At 75.0% G+C, this 17,710-nt stretch carries 20 protein-coding genes; 9 read left to right on the forward strand and 11 right to left on the reverse strand.

Features of this window, described 5'->3' with window-relative positions; all coding sequences use genetic code 11:
- Positions 1 to 173: 173 nt before the first annotated feature.
- A complete protein-coding gene (locus tag ACTWO6_RS14895; RefSeq protein ID WP_446220206.1) occupies positions 174 to 1,403 on the reverse strand; it encodes an MFS transporter in 1,230 nt (409 codons plus the stop codon).
- 423 nt (positions 1,404 to 1,826) lie between these two features.
- Between ACTWO6_RS14895 and ACTWO6_RS14900 the strand changes: the two genes are divergently transcribed.
- Positions 1,827 to 2,354, forward strand: coding sequence for a GNAT family N-acetyltransferase (locus ACTWO6_RS14900; protein ID WP_446220207.1), 528 nt, complete (start codon positions 1,827 to 1,829; stop codon positions 2,352 to 2,354).
- Between the two features lie 46 nt (positions 2,355 to 2,400).
- Here the strand turns inward: ACTWO6_RS14900 and ACTWO6_RS14905 are convergent, their stop codons facing one another.
- Together ACTWO6_RS14905 and rpsD are read right to left on the reverse strand one after the other, a co-directional pair.
- Positions 2,401 to 2,562 (reverse strand): hypothetical protein, encoded by a 162-nt coding sequence (locus ACTWO6_RS14905; RefSeq protein WP_446220208.1) that lies wholly within the window; start codon positions 2,560 to 2,562, stop codon positions 2,401 to 2,403.
- Positions 2,559 to 3,170: a 30S ribosomal protein S4 gene (gene rpsD, locus ACTWO6_RS14910; RefSeq protein ID WP_446220209.1), complete on the reverse strand. Its 612-nt coding sequence runs from the start codon at positions 3,168 to 3,170 to the stop codon at positions 2,559 to 2,561. Before rpsD ends, ACTWO6_RS14905 begins: the two co-directional genes overlap by 4 nt.
- 287 nt (positions 3,171 to 3,457) lie before the next feature.
- Here rpsD and ACTWO6_RS14915 point away from each other — a divergent pair, with 287 nt between their 5' ends.
- Positions 3,458 to 4,756, forward strand: a complete 1,299-nt coding sequence (locus tag ACTWO6_RS14915; RefSeq protein ID WP_446220211.1) for an NAD(P)/FAD-dependent oxidoreductase — start codon at positions 3,458 to 3,460, stop codon at positions 4,754 to 4,756.
- A gap of 7 nt (positions 4,757 to 4,763) precedes the next feature.
- Here ACTWO6_RS14915 and ACTWO6_RS14920 read toward each other — a convergent pair whose 3' ends face one another.
- The 3 genes from ACTWO6_RS14920 to ACTWO6_RS14930 all read right to left on the reverse strand — a co-directional run bounded on the left by ACTWO6_RS14920 (position 4,764) and on the right by ACTWO6_RS14930 (position 7,906).
- On the reverse strand, positions 4,764 to 5,885 hold the full coding sequence (locus ACTWO6_RS14920; protein WP_446220212.1) for an AI-2E family transporter: 1,122 nt from the start codon (positions 5,883 to 5,885) through the stop codon (positions 4,764 to 4,766).
- 172 nt (positions 5,886 to 6,057) lie between these two features.
- A complete protein-coding gene (locus ACTWO6_RS14925; RefSeq protein ID WP_446220213.1) occupies positions 6,058 to 6,849 on the reverse strand; it encodes a spermidine synthase in 792 nt (263 codons plus the stop codon).
- A 79-nt stretch (positions 6,850 to 6,928) separates the two neighbouring features.
- Positions 6,929 to 7,906, reverse strand: a complete 978-nt coding sequence (locus tag ACTWO6_RS14930; RefSeq protein WP_446220214.1) for a DUF2267 domain-containing protein — start codon at positions 7,904 to 7,906, stop codon at positions 6,929 to 6,931.
- Between the two features lie 201 nt (positions 7,907 to 8,107).
- On the opposite strand from ACTWO6_RS14930, the gene ACTWO6_RS14935 reads away from it, so the two are divergent.
- Entirely contained in the window at positions 8,108 to 8,422 is a 315-nt protein-coding gene (locus ACTWO6_RS14935) for a hypothetical protein (protein ID WP_446220215.1), read from the forward strand.
- A gap of 76 nt (positions 8,423 to 8,498) precedes the next feature.
- On the opposite strand, the gene ACTWO6_RS14940 is transcribed toward ACTWO6_RS14935, so the two are convergent.
- Positions 8,499 to 8,846, reverse strand: coding sequence for an STAS domain-containing protein (locus ACTWO6_RS14940; protein ID WP_446220216.1), 348 nt, complete (start codon positions 8,844 to 8,846; stop codon positions 8,499 to 8,501).
- Positions 8,847 to 8,894: 48 nt separating this feature from the next.
- Entirely contained in the window at positions 8,895 to 9,251 is a 357-nt protein-coding gene (locus tag ACTWO6_RS14945; RefSeq protein WP_446220217.1) for an STAS domain-containing protein, read from the reverse strand.
- A 271-nt stretch (positions 9,252 to 9,522) separates the two neighbouring features.
- Here ACTWO6_RS14945 and ACTWO6_RS14950 point away from each other — a divergent pair, with 271 nt between their 5' ends.
- The 5 genes from ACTWO6_RS14950 to ACTWO6_RS14970 all read left to right on the forward strand — a co-directional run bounded on the left by ACTWO6_RS14950 (position 9,523) and on the right by ACTWO6_RS14970 (position 14,009).
- A complete protein-coding gene (locus ACTWO6_RS14950; RefSeq protein WP_446220218.1) occupies positions 9,523 to 11,277 on the forward strand; it encodes a SpoIIE family protein phosphatase in 1,755 nt (584 codons plus the stop codon).
- Complete coding sequence (locus ACTWO6_RS14955) at positions 11,274 to 12,323, forward strand: cobalamin B12-binding domain-containing protein (RefSeq protein ID WP_446220219.1); 1,050 nt, start codon at positions 11,274 to 11,276, stop codon at positions 12,321 to 12,323. The genes ACTWO6_RS14950 and ACTWO6_RS14955 overlap by 4 nt, the downstream gene beginning before the upstream one ends.
- 66 nt (positions 12,324 to 12,389) lie before the next feature.
- Positions 12,390 to 12,758: an STAS domain-containing protein gene (locus ACTWO6_RS14960; protein WP_446220220.1), complete on the forward strand. Its 369-nt coding sequence runs from the start codon at positions 12,390 to 12,392 to the stop codon at positions 12,756 to 12,758.
- Positions 12,759 to 12,829: 71 nt separating this feature from the next.
- Positions 12,830 to 13,276: a response regulator gene (locus ACTWO6_RS14965; protein ID WP_446220221.1), complete on the forward strand. Its 447-nt coding sequence runs from the start codon at positions 12,830 to 12,832 to the stop codon at positions 13,274 to 13,276.
- Positions 13,277 to 13,457: 181 nt separating this feature from the next.
- Positions 13,458 to 14,009 (forward strand): ATPase, encoded by a 552-nt coding sequence (locus ACTWO6_RS14970; protein WP_446220222.1) that lies wholly within the window; start codon positions 13,458 to 13,460, stop codon positions 14,007 to 14,009.
- 7 nt (positions 14,010 to 14,016) lie between these two features.
- Here the strand turns inward: ACTWO6_RS14970 and ACTWO6_RS14975 are convergent, their stop codons facing one another.
- Positions 14,017 to 14,862 carry a hypothetical protein gene (locus ACTWO6_RS14975; RefSeq protein WP_446220223.1) on the reverse strand — a complete coding sequence of 282 codons (846 nt, stop codon included), beginning with the start codon at positions 14,860 to 14,862 and terminating at the stop codon, positions 14,017 to 14,019.
- 342 nt (positions 14,863 to 15,204) lie between these two features.
- Between ACTWO6_RS14975 and ACTWO6_RS14980 the strand changes: the two genes are divergently transcribed.
- Positions 15,205 to 16,152 carry an endonuclease/exonuclease/phosphatase family protein gene (locus ACTWO6_RS14980; RefSeq protein WP_446220224.1) on the forward strand — a complete coding sequence of 316 codons (948 nt, stop codon included), beginning with the start codon at positions 15,205 to 15,207 and terminating at the stop codon, positions 16,150 to 16,152.
- 13 nt (positions 16,153 to 16,165) lie between these two features.
- Here ACTWO6_RS14980 and ACTWO6_RS14985 read toward each other — a convergent pair whose 3' ends face one another.
- Together ACTWO6_RS14985 and ACTWO6_RS14990 are read right to left on the reverse strand one after the other, a co-directional pair.
- Entirely contained in the window at positions 16,166 to 16,591 is a 426-nt protein-coding gene (locus tag ACTWO6_RS14985; protein ID WP_130334938.1) for an OsmC family protein, read from the reverse strand.
- A gap of 77 nt (positions 16,592 to 16,668) precedes the next feature.
- Positions 16,669 to 17,616, reverse strand: a complete 948-nt coding sequence (locus ACTWO6_RS14990) for a serine/threonine-protein kinase (RefSeq protein ID WP_446220225.1) — start codon at positions 17,614 to 17,616, stop codon at positions 16,669 to 16,671.
- Positions 17,617 to 17,710: the final 94 nt, after the last annotated feature.

Here is a 17,710-nt window from a genome sequence, read left to right on the forward strand (position 1 = left end):
CCTCCGCTGGTCGGCCGGCGTCTCCGGCGCGTCCCACGCTGGTGGAGCCAGTCGTCGCAGCGGCGACGCGGACGTGACGTCCAGGCGACCGTCAGGCGGCGGTTGCGTTGTGACCCAGGACACAGCGGCCGCCGGTGGGGAGGCCGGACCGGCCTCCCCACCGGCGGCGCCGGTCAGCCGGCGGCGCCGGCGAGCCGTCGCCAGACCAGCGCGGTGAGCAGCGCCATCGCCGCGCCCGCCAGCCAGAACGGCGCGACGACGCTCCCCGTCGCCTGGGCGATCAGGCCGCCGGTGGCCGTGCCGACGGCCGCACCGCCCAGGTCGGCCAGGGCGTACGCGCCGTTCACCCGGCCGCGCAGCCGGTCCGGCACGAGTCGCTGTCGCAGCGACACCACCAGCACGCCCCAGACCATGGTGTGCACGCCCCAGCCGGCCAGCGCCGCCCCGGCCACCCAGGGGCACCGGGTGGTGGCGAGCACGACCTGGAGCCCGACCTCGACGAGCAGCCCGACCCGCAGCAGCGTCGGGGTGCCGAACCGGGCCCGCAGCCGGGGTGCCAGGGCGGTGCCGGCCAGCCCGCCGAGCGCGGCGGCGGTCAGCAGCACCCCGTACCGGATCTCGGTGAGGCCGAGCCGCTGCCGGGCGTAGAGCACGAACGCCGCGAACGCCGCGCAGAACGCCACGTTCATCACCGCGATGCAGCCCGCGAGCGTCCGGAGGACCGGCACGCCCCAGAGCGCGCGTACCCCGGCGGCGATGTCGGCCCGCAGCGACCGGCGCCGGTCGCCGGCCGCCGGCTCCGGCGCCGCCGGGGGCACCGGACGCCAGCGCAGCAGCGCCAGCAGCAGCGCGGCCAGCCCGAAGGTGGCCGCGTCGAAGGCGAACGGCGCCGCCGCGGCGAGCACGAAGAGGTACGCCCCGAGCGGCTTGGCCGCGAACTGGTTGCCGACCACGAAGGTGGCGAAGAGCCGGCTGTTGGCCTGCTCCAGCCGCTCCGGCGGGACCACCGAGGGCAGCAGCGCCCCGGCGGCTGTGTCGGCCAGGGTCTCCCCGACCCCGGTGAGGAAGAACGCCAGGCAGATCAGCGGCACGGTGGCCCACCCGGCGAGCACCGCGACGGCGAGCGCGGCCAGCACCAGGCCCCGGCCGACGTTGACGCCGACGAGCAGCCGGCGTCGGTCGAGCCGGTCGACGAGAGCCCCGCTGACCAGGGCGAAGAGCAGCCACGGCAACTGCTGGGCGAGCACCGCCGCGGCGACGGCGGCCGGGTCCCGGGTGAGCGAGGCGACCAGCAGTGGTCCGGCGACCATGGTCACGCCGTCGCCGAGGTTGGTGACGGCGCTGGCGGTCCAGAGGCGGCGGAAGTCCGGGCCGAGCCGGCCGGTGGGAACGGTGGCGGTCATGCCGACCACCGGGCAGGGGTGTGACGTCCGGGCGCGACGAGGCGCCCGGACGGGTTGTCCGGAAACACGAGGAACTCCCTCGGAAGCGATGTGGGTTGGCGTGGTCACGCCATGACGGAGGACCCGCGCGGGGGCGGGTCACCTGATCGCTTCGCGGCGAGGAGTGGTGTCGAGGGGACGATCCCGCTCCCGGCGGTGGGGCCGGCGGTGGGCGGGATTGGTGGGCCGGGCGGCGCGGGGCGCCGGACGGCTCGGGTCAGGACACCGCGGTCCGCAGCGGCGAAGCGGGAGCCAGCACCGTGCCGAGAAGAGCCATACCCATGATCGACCTCCTGTCGTCGAGGGGTCACGCTAGTGGGGCGGCGGCCCGGTCCGCGACCCCGGTTGGACGTCGGCCGGGCCCGTGCGCGAGAGTGTGGCCACGTGAGATACCTGCGCACCGACGGGCGGGTCGGGATCCGCCGCCCGCGCCCCGCCGACGAGGGCGAGTTCATCGCCGCCGCCCGGCGCAGCCGGGACCTGCACCACCCGTGGCTCGCCGCCGCGGACGACCCGGAGAAGTACGCCGCGTACCTGCGCAAGGTGCGGGGACGGGACAGCTCGGGCTACCTGTTCTGCGACCAGGCAACCGGGGAGATCGCCGGGTACGCGACCATCAGCGGCATCGTGCTGGGCGCCTTGCGCGGCGGCTACCTCGGATACGCCGCCTTCCTGCCGTACGCCGGGACCGGGCACACCTCCGCCGGCATCGGTCTGGTCCTCGACCACGCCTTCACCGCGCTCGGGCTGCACCGGCTGGAGGCGAACATCCAGCCCGGCAACGAGCCGTCCAAGCGCCTGGCCCGCCGGCTGGGCTTCCGGCTGGAGGGCTTCTCCCCGGACTACCTCTTCATCGACGGGGGGTGGCGGGACCACGAGCGCTGGGCGATCACTGCGCCGAAACCCGGCTGACAGCGGGGTGGCGGTCGCCGTACGGCGACCGCCACCGGGTGTCGGCTCAGCGTCCGGGGCCGCGTGCCTGCGGACGCTGCCCGGTCAGGTGCTCCAGCCGCGCCTGTTTGTGCTCGACTCGTCGCCGCTGCCGGGGCGTCAGCTCCGCGCGGCCACTCTGCCGCAGGTACGTCGGCACCCGCCGGTCGTTCGGGATCGGCAACTTCATGACCCGGTCCTCCGTTCCTCATGGACGGCGAGGGGGAGGTCCCGCAGCACCGGTACCTCCTGCCGCTGCGGCTCCCGGGTCAGCGTCGCGGTGAACCGCTCCGGCCGCACCTCCAGGTACGGCGGGGCGTCGCCCTCGGCGTACCCGGCGACCGCGACCGCCACCGGTGCCCGGCCCTGCCGCTCCGGCCGCACCCGGATGGTCTGCCCAGGGCGGACCAGGTACGAGGACCGGTTCACCTTGCCGCCGTCGACGGTGAACGTGTTGTGCGCGACCAGGCCCCGGGCCTCGTCGATGGAGCGCGCGAAGCCCGCCCGGTGCACCAGCGCGTCCATCCGCTGCTCGAGCTGCCCGACCAGGTTCTCCGCCGCGTCGCCGGGCTGCCGGCCGGCCGCCGTCATGGCGCGGGCCAGCTGACGCTCCCGCAGCTCGTAGCCGGCGCGGACGCGCTGCCGCTCGGCGTCGTCCAACCGGTATCCCCGCGGGGCGCGCCGTGGCCCGCCGCGCACGCCGACCGGATGCCGCTGTCGCCGCAGCCGGTAGCCGTGCGCCGGATGCAGTGGGACGACATCCTCCGGTGAGGGACGTACCGTGGTTCGGACCGCCATGTCGTTTCCTCCCTCTCTCGCGGTCCCACCACCCTCCGCCGCCGGCGGGTGAGGCGACCCCACCCGGTGCGGGTGAGCCGGGCGGTCAGCTCCCCGGCTTCGGGAAGGCCACCGGGCTGCGGTGCCCGTTCCGGTCCACCGCCCGGACGCCGAAGAAGGTCGGTCGGGCCGCCCCAGGCTCGGCCGAAGATCCGGCCGCCCGGTGGCTCGCCGGTACGTCCGCCTGGCCCCGGACTGACTGCCGGACAGGCACGTTTGTCGCGCGTTTCGGCGGGAACGGCAGCGGCATGACGAAACCTCGTGTGGTGATCGTGGGGGCCGGGTTCGCCGGATACCACGCGGCGAAGACGTTGAGCCGACTGGCCGGCAAGCGGGCCGAGATCGTCCTGCTGAATTCGACCGACTACTTCCTCTACCTGCCGCTGCTGCCCGAGGTCGCCGCCGGGGTGGTCGAGCCGACCCGGATCTCGGTGCCGCTGTCGGGCACCCTGAACGGCGTCCGGATGGTGATCGGCGAGGCGGACCGGGTCGACCTGCAGAACCGTTGGGTGGGGTACCGGCAGCAGGAGGGCGACCGTGGCCAACTGGCCTACGACCGGCTCGTCCTCGCCGTCGGCAGCGTCAACAAGCTGCTGCCGATCCCCGGGGTGACCGAGTACGCGCACGGCTTCCGCGGCCTGCCGGAGGCGCTCTACCTGCACGACCACGTGGTCCGGCAGATCGAGCTGGCCGAGCTGACCGAGGACCCGGCCGAGCAGCGGGCGCGGACCACCTTCGTGGTGGTGGGCGCCGGCTACACCGGCACCGAGGTCGCCGCGCACGGGCAGCTCTTCACCGACCGGCTGATCGCCCAGCGTCCGCACCTGAAGGTGCGCCCGCGCTGGATGCTGCTCGACGTCGCGCCCCGGGTGCTGCCCGAGCTGGGCGAGCGGATGTCGCGGACCGCCGACCGGGTGCTGCGGCGGCGCGGGGTCGACGTACGGATGGGCACCTCGGTGTCGGAGGCCACCCCGGACGGGGTGATGCTGACCGACGGCGAGTACGTGCCCACCTGCAGCCTGGTCTGGTGCGTCGGCGTGCGCCCCGACCCGTTCGTCGCGGAGCTCGGGCTGCGTACCGAGAAGGGCCGCCTGGTGGTCGACGAGTTCCTCAACGTCCCCGGCTACCCCGAGGTGTACGCCTGCGGCGACGCGGCCGCCGTGCCCGACGTGACCCGCCCCGGCCAGATCTGCACGATGACCGCCCAGCACGCGCAGCGGCAGGGCAAGCTGGCCGCGCAGAACATCGCCGCCTCGTACGGGCAGGGCAGTCGTAAGCCGTACAAGCACTACGACCTCGGCTGGGTGGTGGACCTGGGCGGCAAGGACGCCGCGGCGAACCCCCTGAAGGTGCCGCTGTCGGGCCTGCCGGCCAAGGCGGTGACCCGCGGTTACCACCTGCTGGCCATGCCCGGGAACCGGGCCCGGGTGGGCGCCGATTGGGTGCTCGACGCGACGATGTCCCGACCCGCCGTGCAGCTCGGCCTCGTCCCGGCCAACGCGGTGCCGCTGGAGAGCGAGTCGCCCGAGATGGTCCGCCGCGCGTGAGCGACGGTCAGCCGCCGGCCGGCGGCGGCGCCCCACCGGTTCCCGGGGCCCGCCCGCCGGCCGCTCGGGCTCCCGGCCCCCCGCGTGGCAACTCCGGGGCGTTGTCGCCAGCGGCCGGGTCGGCGGTGCCGGTGGCGGGGGACGGCACGGCGCGCAGCCCCTTCGGGGCGGACTCGCGGAGCAGGATCTGCGCGATCCCGGCGGCCGGGATGGCCAGCAGGGCACCGACCAGACCGGCCAGCTCCGCCGCGAGCAGCACGCTGACCAGCACGGTCAGCGGGTTCAGCCGGACCGCCCAGGACATGATGACCGGCTGCAGCAGGTGGTTCTCGGCCTGCTGGTAGACGACGAAGAAGACCAGCACGATGATGCCGGTGGTAGGGGAGTGCAGGAACCCGGCGCGGGCCGCGATGACCGCGCCCAGCGTCGCGCCGACCAGCGGGATCAGGTCGGCGATGGCGACCAGCAGGGCGATCACCGCGGCGAACGGCGCGCCGGTGAGGAAGAGCACCGCGAAGGTCAGCCCGCCACAGATGACGCTGATCAGCAGGTTGCCGCTGAGGTAGCCAGTGATGGTGCGGGACGAGTCGCGGCCGACGCGGCGCAGCCGTTCCGCCCCGCCGTCGCCCACCAGGGCCAGCGTCCCGGCGATGATCTTCGGGGCCTCCAGCACCATCAGGTACGCCAGGACGATCACCGTGACCAGCCCGGCGACGGTCTGCAGCACGCCTCGGACCAGCCCCACTGCGGGCTGGCCGAGCCGTGAGCCGTACCGCTGGAGCTGGTCGGCGTGGGTGTTGGCGTACTCCCGCAGCCGGAGCCGGTTGAGCGCCTCGCCCACCGGCCCGCGGCCCGCCCGGGCCTCCCGCAGCAGCTCCGGCGCCCGGTCGGCGAACCGCCCCACCTCGTCGACCAGTGGCAGGACGATCATCGCGGCGAGCGCGCCGAGCAGGACGAACGCGGCGACGAAGACCAGCAGGGTGGCCAGCGCGCGGTGCCGCACCCAGCGGCGTTCCAGCCGGTCGACCAGCGGTTTCAGGGCCACCGCGAAGAACGCCGCGATCAGGGCCCAGACCAGCACCCGCCGGGTGGCCCAGACCAGGGCCAGCCCGAGGAGGGTGGCCAGCACCAGGCCGATGGCGATCAGCGCCCGGCGGGCGGTGGACCGGTCCTGGGCGTCGCTTATCCGGCGCGGCTACCCGGCGGGCCCCCGGGAAAACGCCGCGGAAGGGCCGCCACCGCCCGGTGCGGTCCGCGGCCACCCTCCGGCCTCGGGAGCCCCGGCTCGGGCGGGCCGTGGGTCAGTCCGCGGCGAGGGTGGCGTCGGTGGCCGGGCGGGCGCCGGAGACGAAGGCGTCCAACGTCGGGCCGTGCAGCACCCCGCCGGGGACGGGGTCGGCGGCCACCCGGGCGGCGAGCCGGCGTACCGGCAGGCGGTCGGGCCGGTGCGCGGCGGCGAGCACCAGGTTGCCGTACCGGCGCCCGCGCAGCATCCGCCGGTCGGCGACCAGGTAGACGTCGGCGAAGACCGCGCGCAGGGTGGCGACCTGGGCGCGGCAGAAGACCAGCGGGGGGAGGTCGGTCACGTTGACCAGGTAGACGCCGTCGGAGTGCAGCGTCCGGGCCGCCTCGGTAGCGAACTCGACGCTGGCCACGTGCCCGGGCATTCGGGCCGCCCGGTAGACGTCGGCGAGGACCAGGTCGTACCGGCCGGTCGGGGCGGCGGTCACCGCGTCCCGGGCGTCGGCGACCGCCACGGTCACCTCGGGCGGCAGCGGCGGCAGCTCCCGACGCACCAGGTCGACCACGGCCGGGTCCCGCTCGACCGCCAGCTGCGCCGATCCCGGGCGGGTGGCGGCCAGCCAGCGCGGCAGGGTGAGCGCGCCGCCGCCGAGGTGCAGGGCGGTCAGCGGCCGCCCCGGCGGGGCGGCCAGGTCGATCACCGCGGCCATCCGCCGGACGTACTCGAAGTGCAGATGGCGCGGGTCGACGACATCCACGTAGGACTGGCCGACGCCGGCCGCGAGCAGCGTACGCCCGGTCCGTCGGGCCGGGTCGACGACCAGCGCGAGGTCATCGGCGGCGCTCTCCATGGCCGGCAACGGTAGCCGATCCGGTTGGGCGGCCGGCCGGGTCGGGCCGGCGGGCTCGCGGCCCGCCGGCCCGGCCGGCTCAGCCGGCGTTCATCCCGGCGCCGACCTCCTCGATGGCGTCGTCGATCCGGTGGGCCAGTTCGACGTCGAGGGCGGTCACCCCGTCGACCCGTTGGGTCCGCACGGTCAGCACGGCGCTGTCCGGGTCCGGCCGGCCGATCTGCGGGGCGCGGCCGACCTCGGTCCGGAGTTGGTCGAGCCGGTCGAGCACCCGGTCCAGGTTGTCCGGCGGAAGCTCGATCGTGCGCACCAGCGACCGCCGGTCGCTCGACCAGTACCGCAGGCCGCTGAGTGCGTCCCGCAGCTCCTGCTCGTCCAGTGGGGCCGTGGCCGACCTCGGACCCACCAGGCCACCGCCGGGCTCCGGCGGCGTGAGCAAGCCCCGCAACCCGTCCGGTACGCGCAGCGACTCGACGAGGTCGCCGTCGGCGTCGGCCAGCGCCGCGAGGGTCGCCTCGGCCTGGTACCGCGCCTGCTCCGGGGTGCGACCGCTGATCCGGGCCACCTCGGCGAGGAAGCCCGCCAGGTCGTGGTGCCGTTCGATGCCGTCCACCGGCACCACGTCGTGCAGCTTCATCGGCACCGCCTCGAGCAGCCGTTCCCGCGCCGCCTCGTCCAACGCCCAGGCCAGTGCCAGCACGGTCGCCTCGGCACCCACCTTGGCGGTGGAGAAGTCGACCCCGGCCCGACGGCCGACGTCGTCGACCAAAGCGCGGTACCCGACAGCGGTCACCGCGGGAGTGCCCTTGCCGGGCTCAGGGAGCGGCCGACCGGGCTGCTGCACAGAGCGCTCCGGCGGGGCGGGACCGCCCCGGGGGATGTTCGGCTTGCGCCGACCGGCGGGCGGCGGACCGTGCCGCCGGCCCTGGTCCAGGGAGGTGATCTGCTTGGACGCGCTCAGGCTCGCGCGGGCCTGGCTGGGCTGCAGACCCCGCTCCCGGGCCGCCCGGGCTAGGGCCCGGCGGCGCTGGTTGTCGCCCTCCATCTGCTTGCGCATCGTCGCACCTCGTTCCTCGTCGGGTTCGGCCTTCCGCGCGTCGCCTTCCCGCCGTCGCGGGGAAGGAAACGGCCACGGCCGGCGCCCCGCGGGGAGCGCGTGTCAGCTTCATTCGCTGGGGGTGAGGGGCGTTCACCCGGCGGCGGCCCACGATCGGGGTGGACCGGGAGACTTCCGATGCACGCGGAAGGAAAGGTCGTCATGAAGAGGATCGTCGAGATCGTCCCCGCCCGACCCGGCTGGTACGCCCGGTGGCAGCTTGCCACCGAGGCCACCCGCTGCTACCCGGTGACCCTGTGGGCGCTGCTGGAGGAGTCCGACGGGACCGGCCGTGAGGTGGTCGGCGTCGACTCTGTCGGACAGTGGCCCGGAGCGGACGACAACGAGGCGGGTGGGGAGTTCGTCCGCTATCTCTTCCAGACGCCAGATTCCGGCCCGCCCGAGGACGCGGAGCCACCCGCGGCGAAGGAGCTGCGGTCGACGGGCCCGCGGTTGCAGCCGGTCCCCGCCGCCTGAGCCACCCTCCCCGGCCCCCGGCCCCTGGTCCCAGGGTCGGGGGCCACCCCCCGCCTATGGGCGGAATGGCCCCTGGTCAACCCGCCTCGCGGGCGTCGTCGGTCGCGGCGGGCCGCGGCGCCGCCAGCAGCTCGCCCAGCCCGGTGCGGTCGAGCAGCTGCTCGACCTGCGGGTTCATCCCGGTGAGCTGGATCGGCCCGGTGCCGGCGCGGTGGATCACCACGAAGGCGCTCAGCCCGGAGGAGTCGCAGAGCCCCACGCCGTCGAGGTCGATCAGCAGCTCCTGGTAGCCGTCGAGGCGGAGCTCCGCGGCGGCCGCGATGAGGTACGGCGCGGTGTCGAAGTCCAGCTCGCCGGTCAGCCGCAGCCGGGCGCGCCCGGCGTCGAGCCGGCTCACCTCGATGGTCAACAGCTGGGAGGGCATGGGTCCATGTTCCCAGGCCGACGTGATCGGGAAACCCCGGGGTGTGCCTCAGGCGGAGGCGGATCTCTCCGTGGCGTCCCCGGCGGTGGGCCATCCGGGACGGACGCTGAGCGGTGGCCGGGCCAGCAGGCCGGTGACCCCGGTCATGTCCAGGATCGTCGCCAGGAACCGTGGGGTCTCGCGCAGCCGGATCACCGTCCCGTTCTGCTGCCCCTCGCGCCAGGCGTGCACGATCAGCGACAGGCCGGTGCTGTCGATGAAGAGCAGGTCGCCGAAGTCGAGCACGAGCGTGGGTGGGGCCTCGGCCAGGAGCCGGTCCAGCTCGGCCCGCAGCGGGGCGGCGGTGGTGAAGGCGAGATCGCCGTCGACCCTGATCGCGGGAGCGCCGGGGTCGGAGCGGTCCACGGAGATGCTCAGCGTCGTCGCGTCGGGCTTCCTCCGTTGCTGTACCACATCACGCCTCTCCGCAGGCTGCCGGTCCGGCAGGTCGTTCGGATCGTAACAACCCCGGAACCACCCCGCTCGGCGTCGTCAACGGCGCCGGCGGACCTGCTGTGGGGTGGCGGTCCGGGCATACGGGCGTAGGCTGGGGCGAAGGGTTCGGACCACATACGCCGTTTCGGGTGGACTGCGGGTAGCGACGCCGCGGGTGTCGACAAGGAGTGGGGCTTAGCTGGTGACTGCTGCCGACGTCAGGGATTCTGACCCGGGCGACGGACGGATCTCCACGCCGAGTACCGCACGGGCTTCGGCGCGGTCCGCCGGCGTGGCATCCCCCCTGCCACCCCTGGCCCCGGATCGTGGGGCGGCCACCCCCGACTGGTCCGAGGTGGTGGAGCACTTCCGCGAGGGCCTGATCGTCTGCGACGCCGACGGCGTGGTGCGACACCTCAGCCCGGTCGCGGAGCGGCTCCTGCCGGAGGTGGTGCCGGGCGAGGTGCTCGCCGCCGCCGGTCTGGCCTCGCTCACGGGCGGCGGACCCGCCGAGTTCACCCACCGCGGTCACCGGCTGCGGGTGCGGCAGGTGTCCCTCTCGGCCGCCCGCTGCTGCTGGTACGTCGAGGACGTCACCGAGAGCGTCAGCCGCGCCGACGCGCTGCTGGCCGAGCGCGCCCGCTCGGCGTTTCTCGCCGCGGTCGGGGAGAAGCTGGGCAACCCGCTGCACCCGGACCGCGCCGCCGCCGCCGTGGTGCGGCTCGCGGTGCCCACCCTCTCCGACGTTGCCGTGCTGGTGCTGGCCCCCCGCTCCGGGCGGGCCCGCTGGTGGCGGGCCTCCCGGTCCGACGACGAGGCGCCGGCGGTGGACAGCGGCGTGCTGACCGCCGCCGACCTGCCCGCGGCGATCGAGGAGGGGCTGGCGGGCATCGAGCCGCACACGCTCGACTGGCTGGTCGAGCAGGCGGTGGAGGCCGGCTGGCTGCCCGGGATGACCGCGGCCGAGGCGACCGCCCGCGTCGTGCCGCTGCCCGGCCGGGACATGCCGGCCGGCGTGCTGCTCGTCGCCCGGCGCGCCACCCGGTGGTACGACGAGGCCGACGTCCACCTGGTCCGGGCCTTCGCGGCGCGGGCCGGCGCCGCGCTGACCACCGCGGTGCTCTACCGCGACCAGGCCGAGGTCGCCGACACCCTCCAGGCCAGCCTGGTGCCGGTGGAGCCGGCCGCGGCGACCGGGGTGCAGTGGGGCACCGCGTACCGGCCGGCGCAGGCGGGTCTGCGCATCGGCGGCGACTTCTACGGCTCACACCGGTTGGCCGACGGTGGCTCGGTCTTCTTCCTCGGGGACGTGTCGGGCAAGGGGGTGGAGGCGGCCGTCTTCACCGGCCAGCTCCGGCAGTGCCTGCAGGCGCTGCACCGGGTGGAGTCGCACCCCGGCCGCCTGCTGCGGCTGCTCAACGACGCGCTGCTGGAGACGACCCAGGCGCACCGGCAGGGGCGGTTCGCCACCATGGTGCTCGGGGTGGTCCGCCCGCACCGGGACGGCAGCCTCAGCCTGACGATGGCCGGCGGCGGGCACCTGCCGCCGCTGGTGCTGCGCGCCTCCGGCGAGGTCGAGGTGGTGCCGCTGAGCGGGATGCTGATCGGCGTGGTGCCGGATCCCCGGATCGGTGAGGTCACCGTCCGGTTGGAGCCGGGGGAGACCTGCCTGCTGTACAGCGACGGGGTGACCGAGGCCCGTGGCGGCCGGCGCGGCGACGAGCAGTTCGGCGCCGAGCGGCTGTTCACCGCGATCTCCGGCTGCCACCGGATGCCGGCGCCGGCCCTGGCCGAGCGGATCGAGCAGGTGACCTGCGACTGGCTGGCCCACGGCGACCACGACGACATCGCGGTGCTCGCCCTGCGGGCGACCGGTCCGGGGGCGCGGACGCCCCGACACCTGCATTCGGTGCCGACCCCGGCCCGCCCCGACCACCTGAGGGAGACCTACGCGTGACCGTCACGACCACCGAGGCCGACCCGGCCCACGCCTACCCCGGCTACCTCCAGTCGCTGGAGGAGGCCGACGAGTACGCCGCCGTCGAGGTGGCGCTGGGGCTGCTCGAGGCCGGGGTGCCGGCGGAGCGGGTGCTGCTCGACCTGGTCGCCCCGGCGCAGGCCGAGGTGGGGGAGCGCTGGGCGCGCAACGAGTGGAGCGTCGCCCAGGAGCATGCGGCCACCCACATCAGCGAGCGGGTGGTGGCGGCCGTCGCCGGGTACGCCGACCCGCGGCCGACCCGCGGCCGGCTCGTGGTGGCCTGCCTGGACGGCGAGTGGCACGCGCTGCCGCCCCGGCTGGTGGCCGAGGTGCTGCGGCTGCGGGGCTGGCAGGTCACCTTCCTCGGCGCCAGCGTCCCCGCCGCGCACCTGGTGTCCTACCTGTACCGGTACGACGCGCACGCGGTCCTGCTGGCCTGCGCGCTGCCGATGCGGCTGCCGCACGCGCACCGCATGATCGAGGCGTGCCGCCGCTCCGACGTGCCGGTGGTGGTCGGGGGGCGTGGGTTCGGCGACGACGGGCGCTGGGCGCGACGGCTGGGGGTGGCGTGGGCGGCGGACGCGCCGACCGCCGCCGATCTGGTCGCCGACGAGCGGGCGCTGCGCCGGGTGCCGCCGACGCAGCTCGACCACCTCGCCGACGATGAGTACGCCAGCCTGGTCAAGCGGCGCGGTGAGCTGATCGACAGCGCGCTGGCGGACCTGCGGGAGCGGGTGCCCGCGGTGCACGACTACACCCCGGCGCAGCTCGACTCGACCATCAGCGACCTGGGCTACATCGTCGACTTCCTGGCCGCCGCGCTCTACGTCGACGACGCCACCCTCTTCACCGACTTCGTCGGGTGGCTGGTGACGATCCTGACGAGCCGCGGGGTGCCGGCGGGTGCCGTGCGGCTCACCCTGGAGCATTATGGACAGACGCTGCGGGACTTTCCCCGGGCGGCGCGGTTCCTCGACGACGGCCGGGCGCTGGTGAGCGGGGCGGCGGGCCGGCCGCGGCGCTGACCGGTCAGGTACGGTCGTCGGGACGCCTCCTGCTTATACTTGCTGCACTGCAAGCATCCGCCTGCGGTGGGAGCGAGAGGGACCGCGTTGCCGTTCACCGTCACCTACGCCCAGCGGGCCGACGGACGGGCGTGCCTGCGGCTCGCCGGTGAGCTCGACATGAGCACCGCCCCCCAGCTCAACGCCGAGATCGACCGGCTCCGCGCCGACGGTGAGCGGTACCTGCTGATCGATCTCACCGAGTTGACCTTCTGCGACTCGACCGGCATCGCGGCGTTCGTCCGCGGCGACAACCAGGCCTCGGCCGACGGGGGCTGGCTGCGGGTGACCGGGGCCAGCGGGCGGGTGGAGCGGGTGCTGCAGGTGACCGGGCTCGCCGAGGTCCTGCGCTACGACGCGGACACGCCCGACCCGGCATCGCCGTCGCACCCCTGATGGGCTAGATTTCCCCGCCAGCAGGTGACCGAGAGGTCCCGTTCCGCCACCGAGACGAAGCAGGTAAACCGATGGGTCCAGGCAGCCCGAGCCCCGTTCGTATCCTGGTGGTGGACGACGATCCGGGCGACGTCCTGATGATCGAGGAGGCCCTCGAGGACTCTGACGTCGAGAAGGTCATCGACGTGGTCAACGACGGCCAGGAGGCGATGGAGTTCCTCCGGCGCGAGGGTCGACACACCGACGCCCGCCGCCCCGACGTGATCCTGCTCGACCTGAACATGCCCCGGATGGACGGCCGGCAGGTGCTCGGCGAGGTGAAGCAGGACGAGGACCTGCGCACCATCCCGATCGTCGTGCTCACCACGTCGAACGCGGACACCGACATCGTCGGCAGCTACACGCTGCAGGCCAACGCGTACGTGACGAAGCCGATCGACCTGGACGACTTCAACGACGTGGTGCGGCGCATCGACGAGTTCTTCGGCCGCGTGGTCGTGCTGCCCAAGCGCTCCTGAGCGTCGTTCGTCCGGATCGCCGCCGGCCGGGGTGCCGGCGGCGGGGATTGTCCACGCGCGGTCGCCGGTCGTCGACCGCCCTCGGATGCTGAACATTTTTCCTGAACCGCCCCGGCGGTCACCGGCAGCACCCAGGATCGGCAGGTGGGGAAGAAACATCAGCTGCCTGGGGGGCGACAGTATGAGGTTCTCCGTCGTTGAGACCGGTTACGACCAGCGGCAGGTGGACTCCTGCCTGGACGAGCTGGGGATCCGGTTGACCCGGCTCGCGGCGCGGGCGGAGAGCGCCGCCGGCGCCGGTCGCGAGTGGGACCAGATCCGGCACGAGGCGACCCACCTCTGCGGACTGCTCGACCGGCGGGGCGGGGCCGGGGCGGGCGACGTGGCGGCCGTGCGGGCCGGCGCGACGGCCTTGGAGCGGGAGGCGGCGGCGCTGCTGGCCCGGGCCCGTGGCGAGCTCGACGCCGCCCGCGCCGAGGCCCGCCTGGTCCGGGAGCGGGCGTACGCCGAGGCGGTGCAGGCCCGCCGTGACTTCGAGGCGGCGCTGCTGGCCCGCCGGCGGCGGGAGGCCCGGGTCGACGATCTCCTCGCCGGCCTGACCGTGGATCCGGTGCCGGCCGACACGCCGACCGCCGCCGCGGCGGTGCCCGGCGGCGGGGTGCCGGCGACCCGGCTGGCGACCGCCGCCGGTGAGGCCCCGGTCGAGCCGCCGTCCGAGCGGAGCGCGGCCTGACCGCGGCTCAGATCAGCGCGTCGACCACGGTGGTGGCCCGCTCCTCGTGCTGGGCGTACGCGTCGGGGAAGGCGGAGACCTGGACGGCCTGGGCGGCCTCGGTGATGCTGAGGTCCGCCCAGCCGGGCACCTCGGCCAGCGCCGCGTAGAACGCCCGGGCCGCGTACGCCGGGCGCATCAGCTCGGCGACCGTGCCCCAGCCGCTGCTGGGCCGTTGCTGGAACAGCCCGACCGAGTCGTGGTCGGAGCCGCTGCCCTGGTGCGGGTAGTCGTAGGACTCCGGCAGCACGTCGCTGGCCAGGTTGTAGAGGTTGCTCTCCTGCATGGCGGTCGCGATGGCCACGATCAGGGCGCGGCGCGGCAGCTTCATGCCCCGCCCGACGTCGACGATCACCTTGGCGTTGTCCATCTGGCGCTGGTCCAGGCCGGCCACCGGCCGCGGGTGCTTCGGCCGGACCGGCTTCCGGGGAGCCTTCCTCGTCGGCGTCGGGCTCGGGGTGGCGGCCGGGATCGGGGTGACCGGCACGGCGACCGGCGGGGCGGTCCGCTGGAAGTCACGGGAGGCGCGTTGCTCCGCCTCGGCGGCGGCCGCCGCCCGGTCCGCCATCACCTCGCGTACGGGCTCGTGGCGCTGGCCGGTGTCCCGGGCGCCGATGACGGCGACCAGGCCGAGACAGCAGGTCACGCCGGTGGCGACGGCGACCCGGGCCGAGGTCGAGGCGAGGGGTCCGCGGCGGGGCGGTTCCGGGGCCCGGTGCCGGCCGATCGTCCTTTCGGCTGATGCGGCATCGGTGGGACGGTCGGCGGGCCTCGTCGCGGTCTGCTTCTGCTCGGGGGTGTCGTCGGGGTGCACCCGCCGAGGCTAGAAAGCATCCGGCCGGTTGCCATCGGGCCGGTTGGTGGCATGCGCCACAATTTGCCACGATCCGCCGGGGCATTACCCTCGGTGAACCATGAAACCGGCTCATTACTCGTTTCGGTTTTGTCGCTTATTACCGATCCGCCTGGGCGAATCAGACTTAAGATCGTCTTCGGTGCGAGATGCCTCGGCCTCCCCCGTTCGGCCCATGCGCCACCCCACCGACCTGCCGGCGAGCGCTCCGCCGTAGGTGCCGGTCCGTCCCGCCGGACCCCGGTCGAGCCGGCTGCCGCCATCAGCCCGCCCGCCCCGCCGCCGCTCGATACGATGCGGACGGTGACGGAGCGCGCGATCGACGGGCGGGGGACCGGTGAACCCCACGGCCGCCGGGACCGGCGGGGCTTGCTCGTCTGCCTGCTCGCCGGCCTGCTCGCCGCGCTGCTCGCCGGCCACCGCGCGGTCCCCAACGTGCACGGCTTCGGCAGCCTGCTGGACAGCGCCGCCCCGCTGCTCGGCCTCGGCGTACCGCTGCTCGTGCTCGCCGCGCTGCTGCGCCGGTCCCGGCGGGCGCTCGCGGCGGTGCTGCTCCCGGCGGTCGTCTGGGCGGCGCTCTACGGCGGCGCGTGGCTCCCCCCGGCGGCCGGGGCCGGCCCGGCCGCGATCCGCGTCGCCAGCCAGAACCTGCGCTCCGGCAATCCCGACCCCGCCGCCACCGTCGACCCGCTGGCCGGCTCCGGCGCCGACCTGATCGCCCTCCAGGAGGTCGACGACGACGACCGGGTCGACGCCGCGCTGCGCCAGCGCTACCCGCACCGGGCCACCGTGTCGACCGTCGCCCTGTGGAGCCGGTGGCCGATCCGGGACTCCACCGGCGTGGACACGGGACTGGGCTGGACCCGGGCGCTGCGCGCCGTGGTCGCCGCCCCGGGCGGCGACCTGGTGGTCTACGTGGTCCACCTGGGCTCGGCCCGGGCGGGGCACACCGCCACCCGGGACGAGACGCTGGCCACGCTGGCGACGACCGTCCGCGACGACCACGCCCCACGACTGGTCGTCCTCGGCGACCTGAACACCGCCGCCACCGACCGGGTCTTCGTGCCGCTCACCCGGCTGCTGCGCGACGCCCAGGCGGACGCCGGGCAGGGCTTCGGCTTCACCTGGCCGGCCGAGCTGCCGGTGACCCGGCCCGACCACGTGCTCTACCGGGGGCTCACCCCGACGGCGGCCGGCGTCCTGCACACCCCGGACAGCGACCACCGGGCGGTGACCGCCGGCTTCCGCTGATGAGCCGGGCGGCTCAGTGCCGGCCGTTCTCCGCCGGGGTGACGGTGAGCCGGTGTCGGCTGTTGTCGCCGCTGGAGAACGGCCAGAGCCGGTCCGCGTACGCGACCAGGTCGGCCAGCTGCTCCCGGGTCAGCCCGGCCGAGGAGATCTCGGCGTGCACGTCGGCCCGGTACCGGCCGTCGTCGTCGCGGCCCAGTTTCGCCTCCGCGGTCACCTGGACCGTGTGCGCCTCATTGGTGATGTCGGCGGCGGCCTCCACCGCCGCGTGGTGCAGGCAGGACGCGAACGCGGCGGCGAGCAACTGCTCGGGCTTCAGCCCGGTGCAGTGCGGCGCCAGCGGCGACGCCAGGGCGGTGGAGAGCCCACCGTCGTCGGTGCGTACGTGTCCGCCCGCGGCGGTCGCGGTGGCCTCGTGCAGCCAGGAACTCGGATCCGGCATCGCGTTCCTCCCGTCACTCACCCGCCCGGCTACCCGGCTCCCGCCCACTGAAACCGGGCCGGGGTCCGGGGGAGGACTCAGCTGGCCCACTCCGTGGGCTGCCGGTCGACGAGCATCGCCTCGGTGGACTCGGCCGCAGCCCGGTCCGTCCACGGGGAGACCGGGGCGATCCGCTGCCGGGGCGTCGCGGTCAGCATCGGCACGTAGACCCGGGCGTCCACCACCTCGGCGAGCAGCAGCGCGGCCATCAGGCTGCTGGGGCGCCGGTCCGGGTCGTCGGCCAGGCAGCGCCGGCACAGGTCGGCGACCTCCGCGGGCAGCCCCTCGATCTCCGGCAGCGGCTCCGGCGCCTGCCGCTTCCGCTCGCCCAGCAGCTGGGTGGTGCTGCTGGCGGCGTACGGCAGCCGGCCGGTCAGGCAGTAGTAGAGCAGCACGCCGAGGGCGTACATGTCCGCGGCGGGGGTGGCGGGCTGCTGGTCCAGCTGCTCCGGGGCCAGGTAGGCGGGGGTGCCCACCACGATGCCGTCCGGGGTGTGGTCCGTCGCGCCGGCCGAGGTGGCGATGCCGAAGTCGAGGACCTTCACGCCCGACGGGGTGAGGATCACGTTGGCCGGCTTCACGTCGCGGTGCACGATGCCGTGCGCGTGCGCGGCGGCCAGCGCGGCGCTCACCTCGGCGCACACCCGGACGGCGATCCGCCAGTCCAGCGGGCCCTCCCGCAGGTGGGCGGCGAGCGTCTCACCCTCGGCCAGCTCCATCACGATGTACGGCGCCTCGCGGCCGGGCATCGTCGTCGAGGTGCCGAAGTCGTGCACGCTGGCCACGTTCGGGTGCACCAGCCGGGCCGCCGACCGGGCCTCCTCGCGGATCCGCTCCACCGACGTCGCCTCGTCGTCGAGGCTGGGCGAGATCAGCTTCACCGCGACCGTCCGGTCCAGCACGAGGTCGTGGGCCCGCCAGACCTCCGACATCCCGCCGATGCCGACGCGCTGTTCGAGCTCGTACCGCCCGCCCAGCGTCCTCATCGACCACTCCTCGTCCTCGTCCGGGACCCGATCCCGGTGCTTCGGGACGCGGTACCCGGGGCCCGAGCTGGGCAAACCGCCGCGGGTTTGCCGG

The sequence above is a fragment of the Micromonospora sp. IBHARD004 genome (assembly GCF_052814115.1).

Excerpts from the sequence above, each read along its gene's own strand:
- ACTWO6_RS14965 (WP_446220221.1), top strand. The coding sequence starts at position 12,830 with ATGGGTCCAGGCAGCCCGAGCCCCGTTCGTATCCTGGTGGTGGACGAC.
- ACTWO6_RS14915 (WP_446220211.1), top strand. The coding sequence starts at position 3,458 with ATGACGAAACCTCGTGTGGTGATCGTGGGGGCCGGGTTCGCCGGATAC.
- ACTWO6_RS14930 (WP_446220214.1), bottom strand. The coding sequence starts at position 7,906 with ATGCGCAAGCAGATGGAGGGCGACAACCAGCGCCGCCGGGCCCTAGCC.
- ACTWO6_RS14970 (WP_446220222.1), top strand. The coding sequence starts at position 13,458 with ATGAGGTTCTCCGTCGTTGAGACCGGTTACGACCAGCGGCAGGTGGAC.
- ACTWO6_RS14990 (WP_446220225.1), bottom strand. The coding sequence starts at position 17,616 with ATGAGGACGCTGGGCGGGCGGTACGAGCTCGAACAGCGCGTCGGCATC.
- rpsD (WP_446220209.1), bottom strand. The coding sequence starts at position 3,170 with ATGGCGGTCCGAACCACGGTACGTCCCTCACCGGAGGATGTCGTCCCA.
- ACTWO6_RS14895 (WP_446220206.1), bottom strand. The coding sequence starts at position 1,403 with ATGACCGCCACCGTTCCCACCGGCCGGCTCGGCCCGGACTTCCGCCGC.
- ACTWO6_RS14940 (WP_446220216.1), bottom strand. The coding sequence starts at position 8,846 with ATGCCCTCCCAGCTGTTGACCATCGAGGTGAGCCGGCTCGACGCCGGG.
- ACTWO6_RS14935 (WP_446220215.1), top strand. The coding sequence starts at position 8,108 with ATGAAGAGGATCGTCGAGATCGTCCCCGCCCGACCCGGCTGGTACGCC.
- ACTWO6_RS14905 (WP_446220208.1), bottom strand. The coding sequence starts at position 2,562 with ATGAAGTTGCCGATCCCGAACGACCGGCGGGTGCCGACGTACCTGCGG.
- ACTWO6_RS14925 (WP_446220213.1), bottom strand. The coding sequence starts at position 6,849 with ATGGAGAGCGCCGCCGATGACCTCGCGCTGGTCGTCGACCCGGCCCGA.
- ACTWO6_RS14985 (WP_130334938.1), bottom strand. The coding sequence starts at position 16,591 with ATGCCGGATCCGAGTTCCTGGCTGCACGAGGCCACCGCGACCGCCGCG.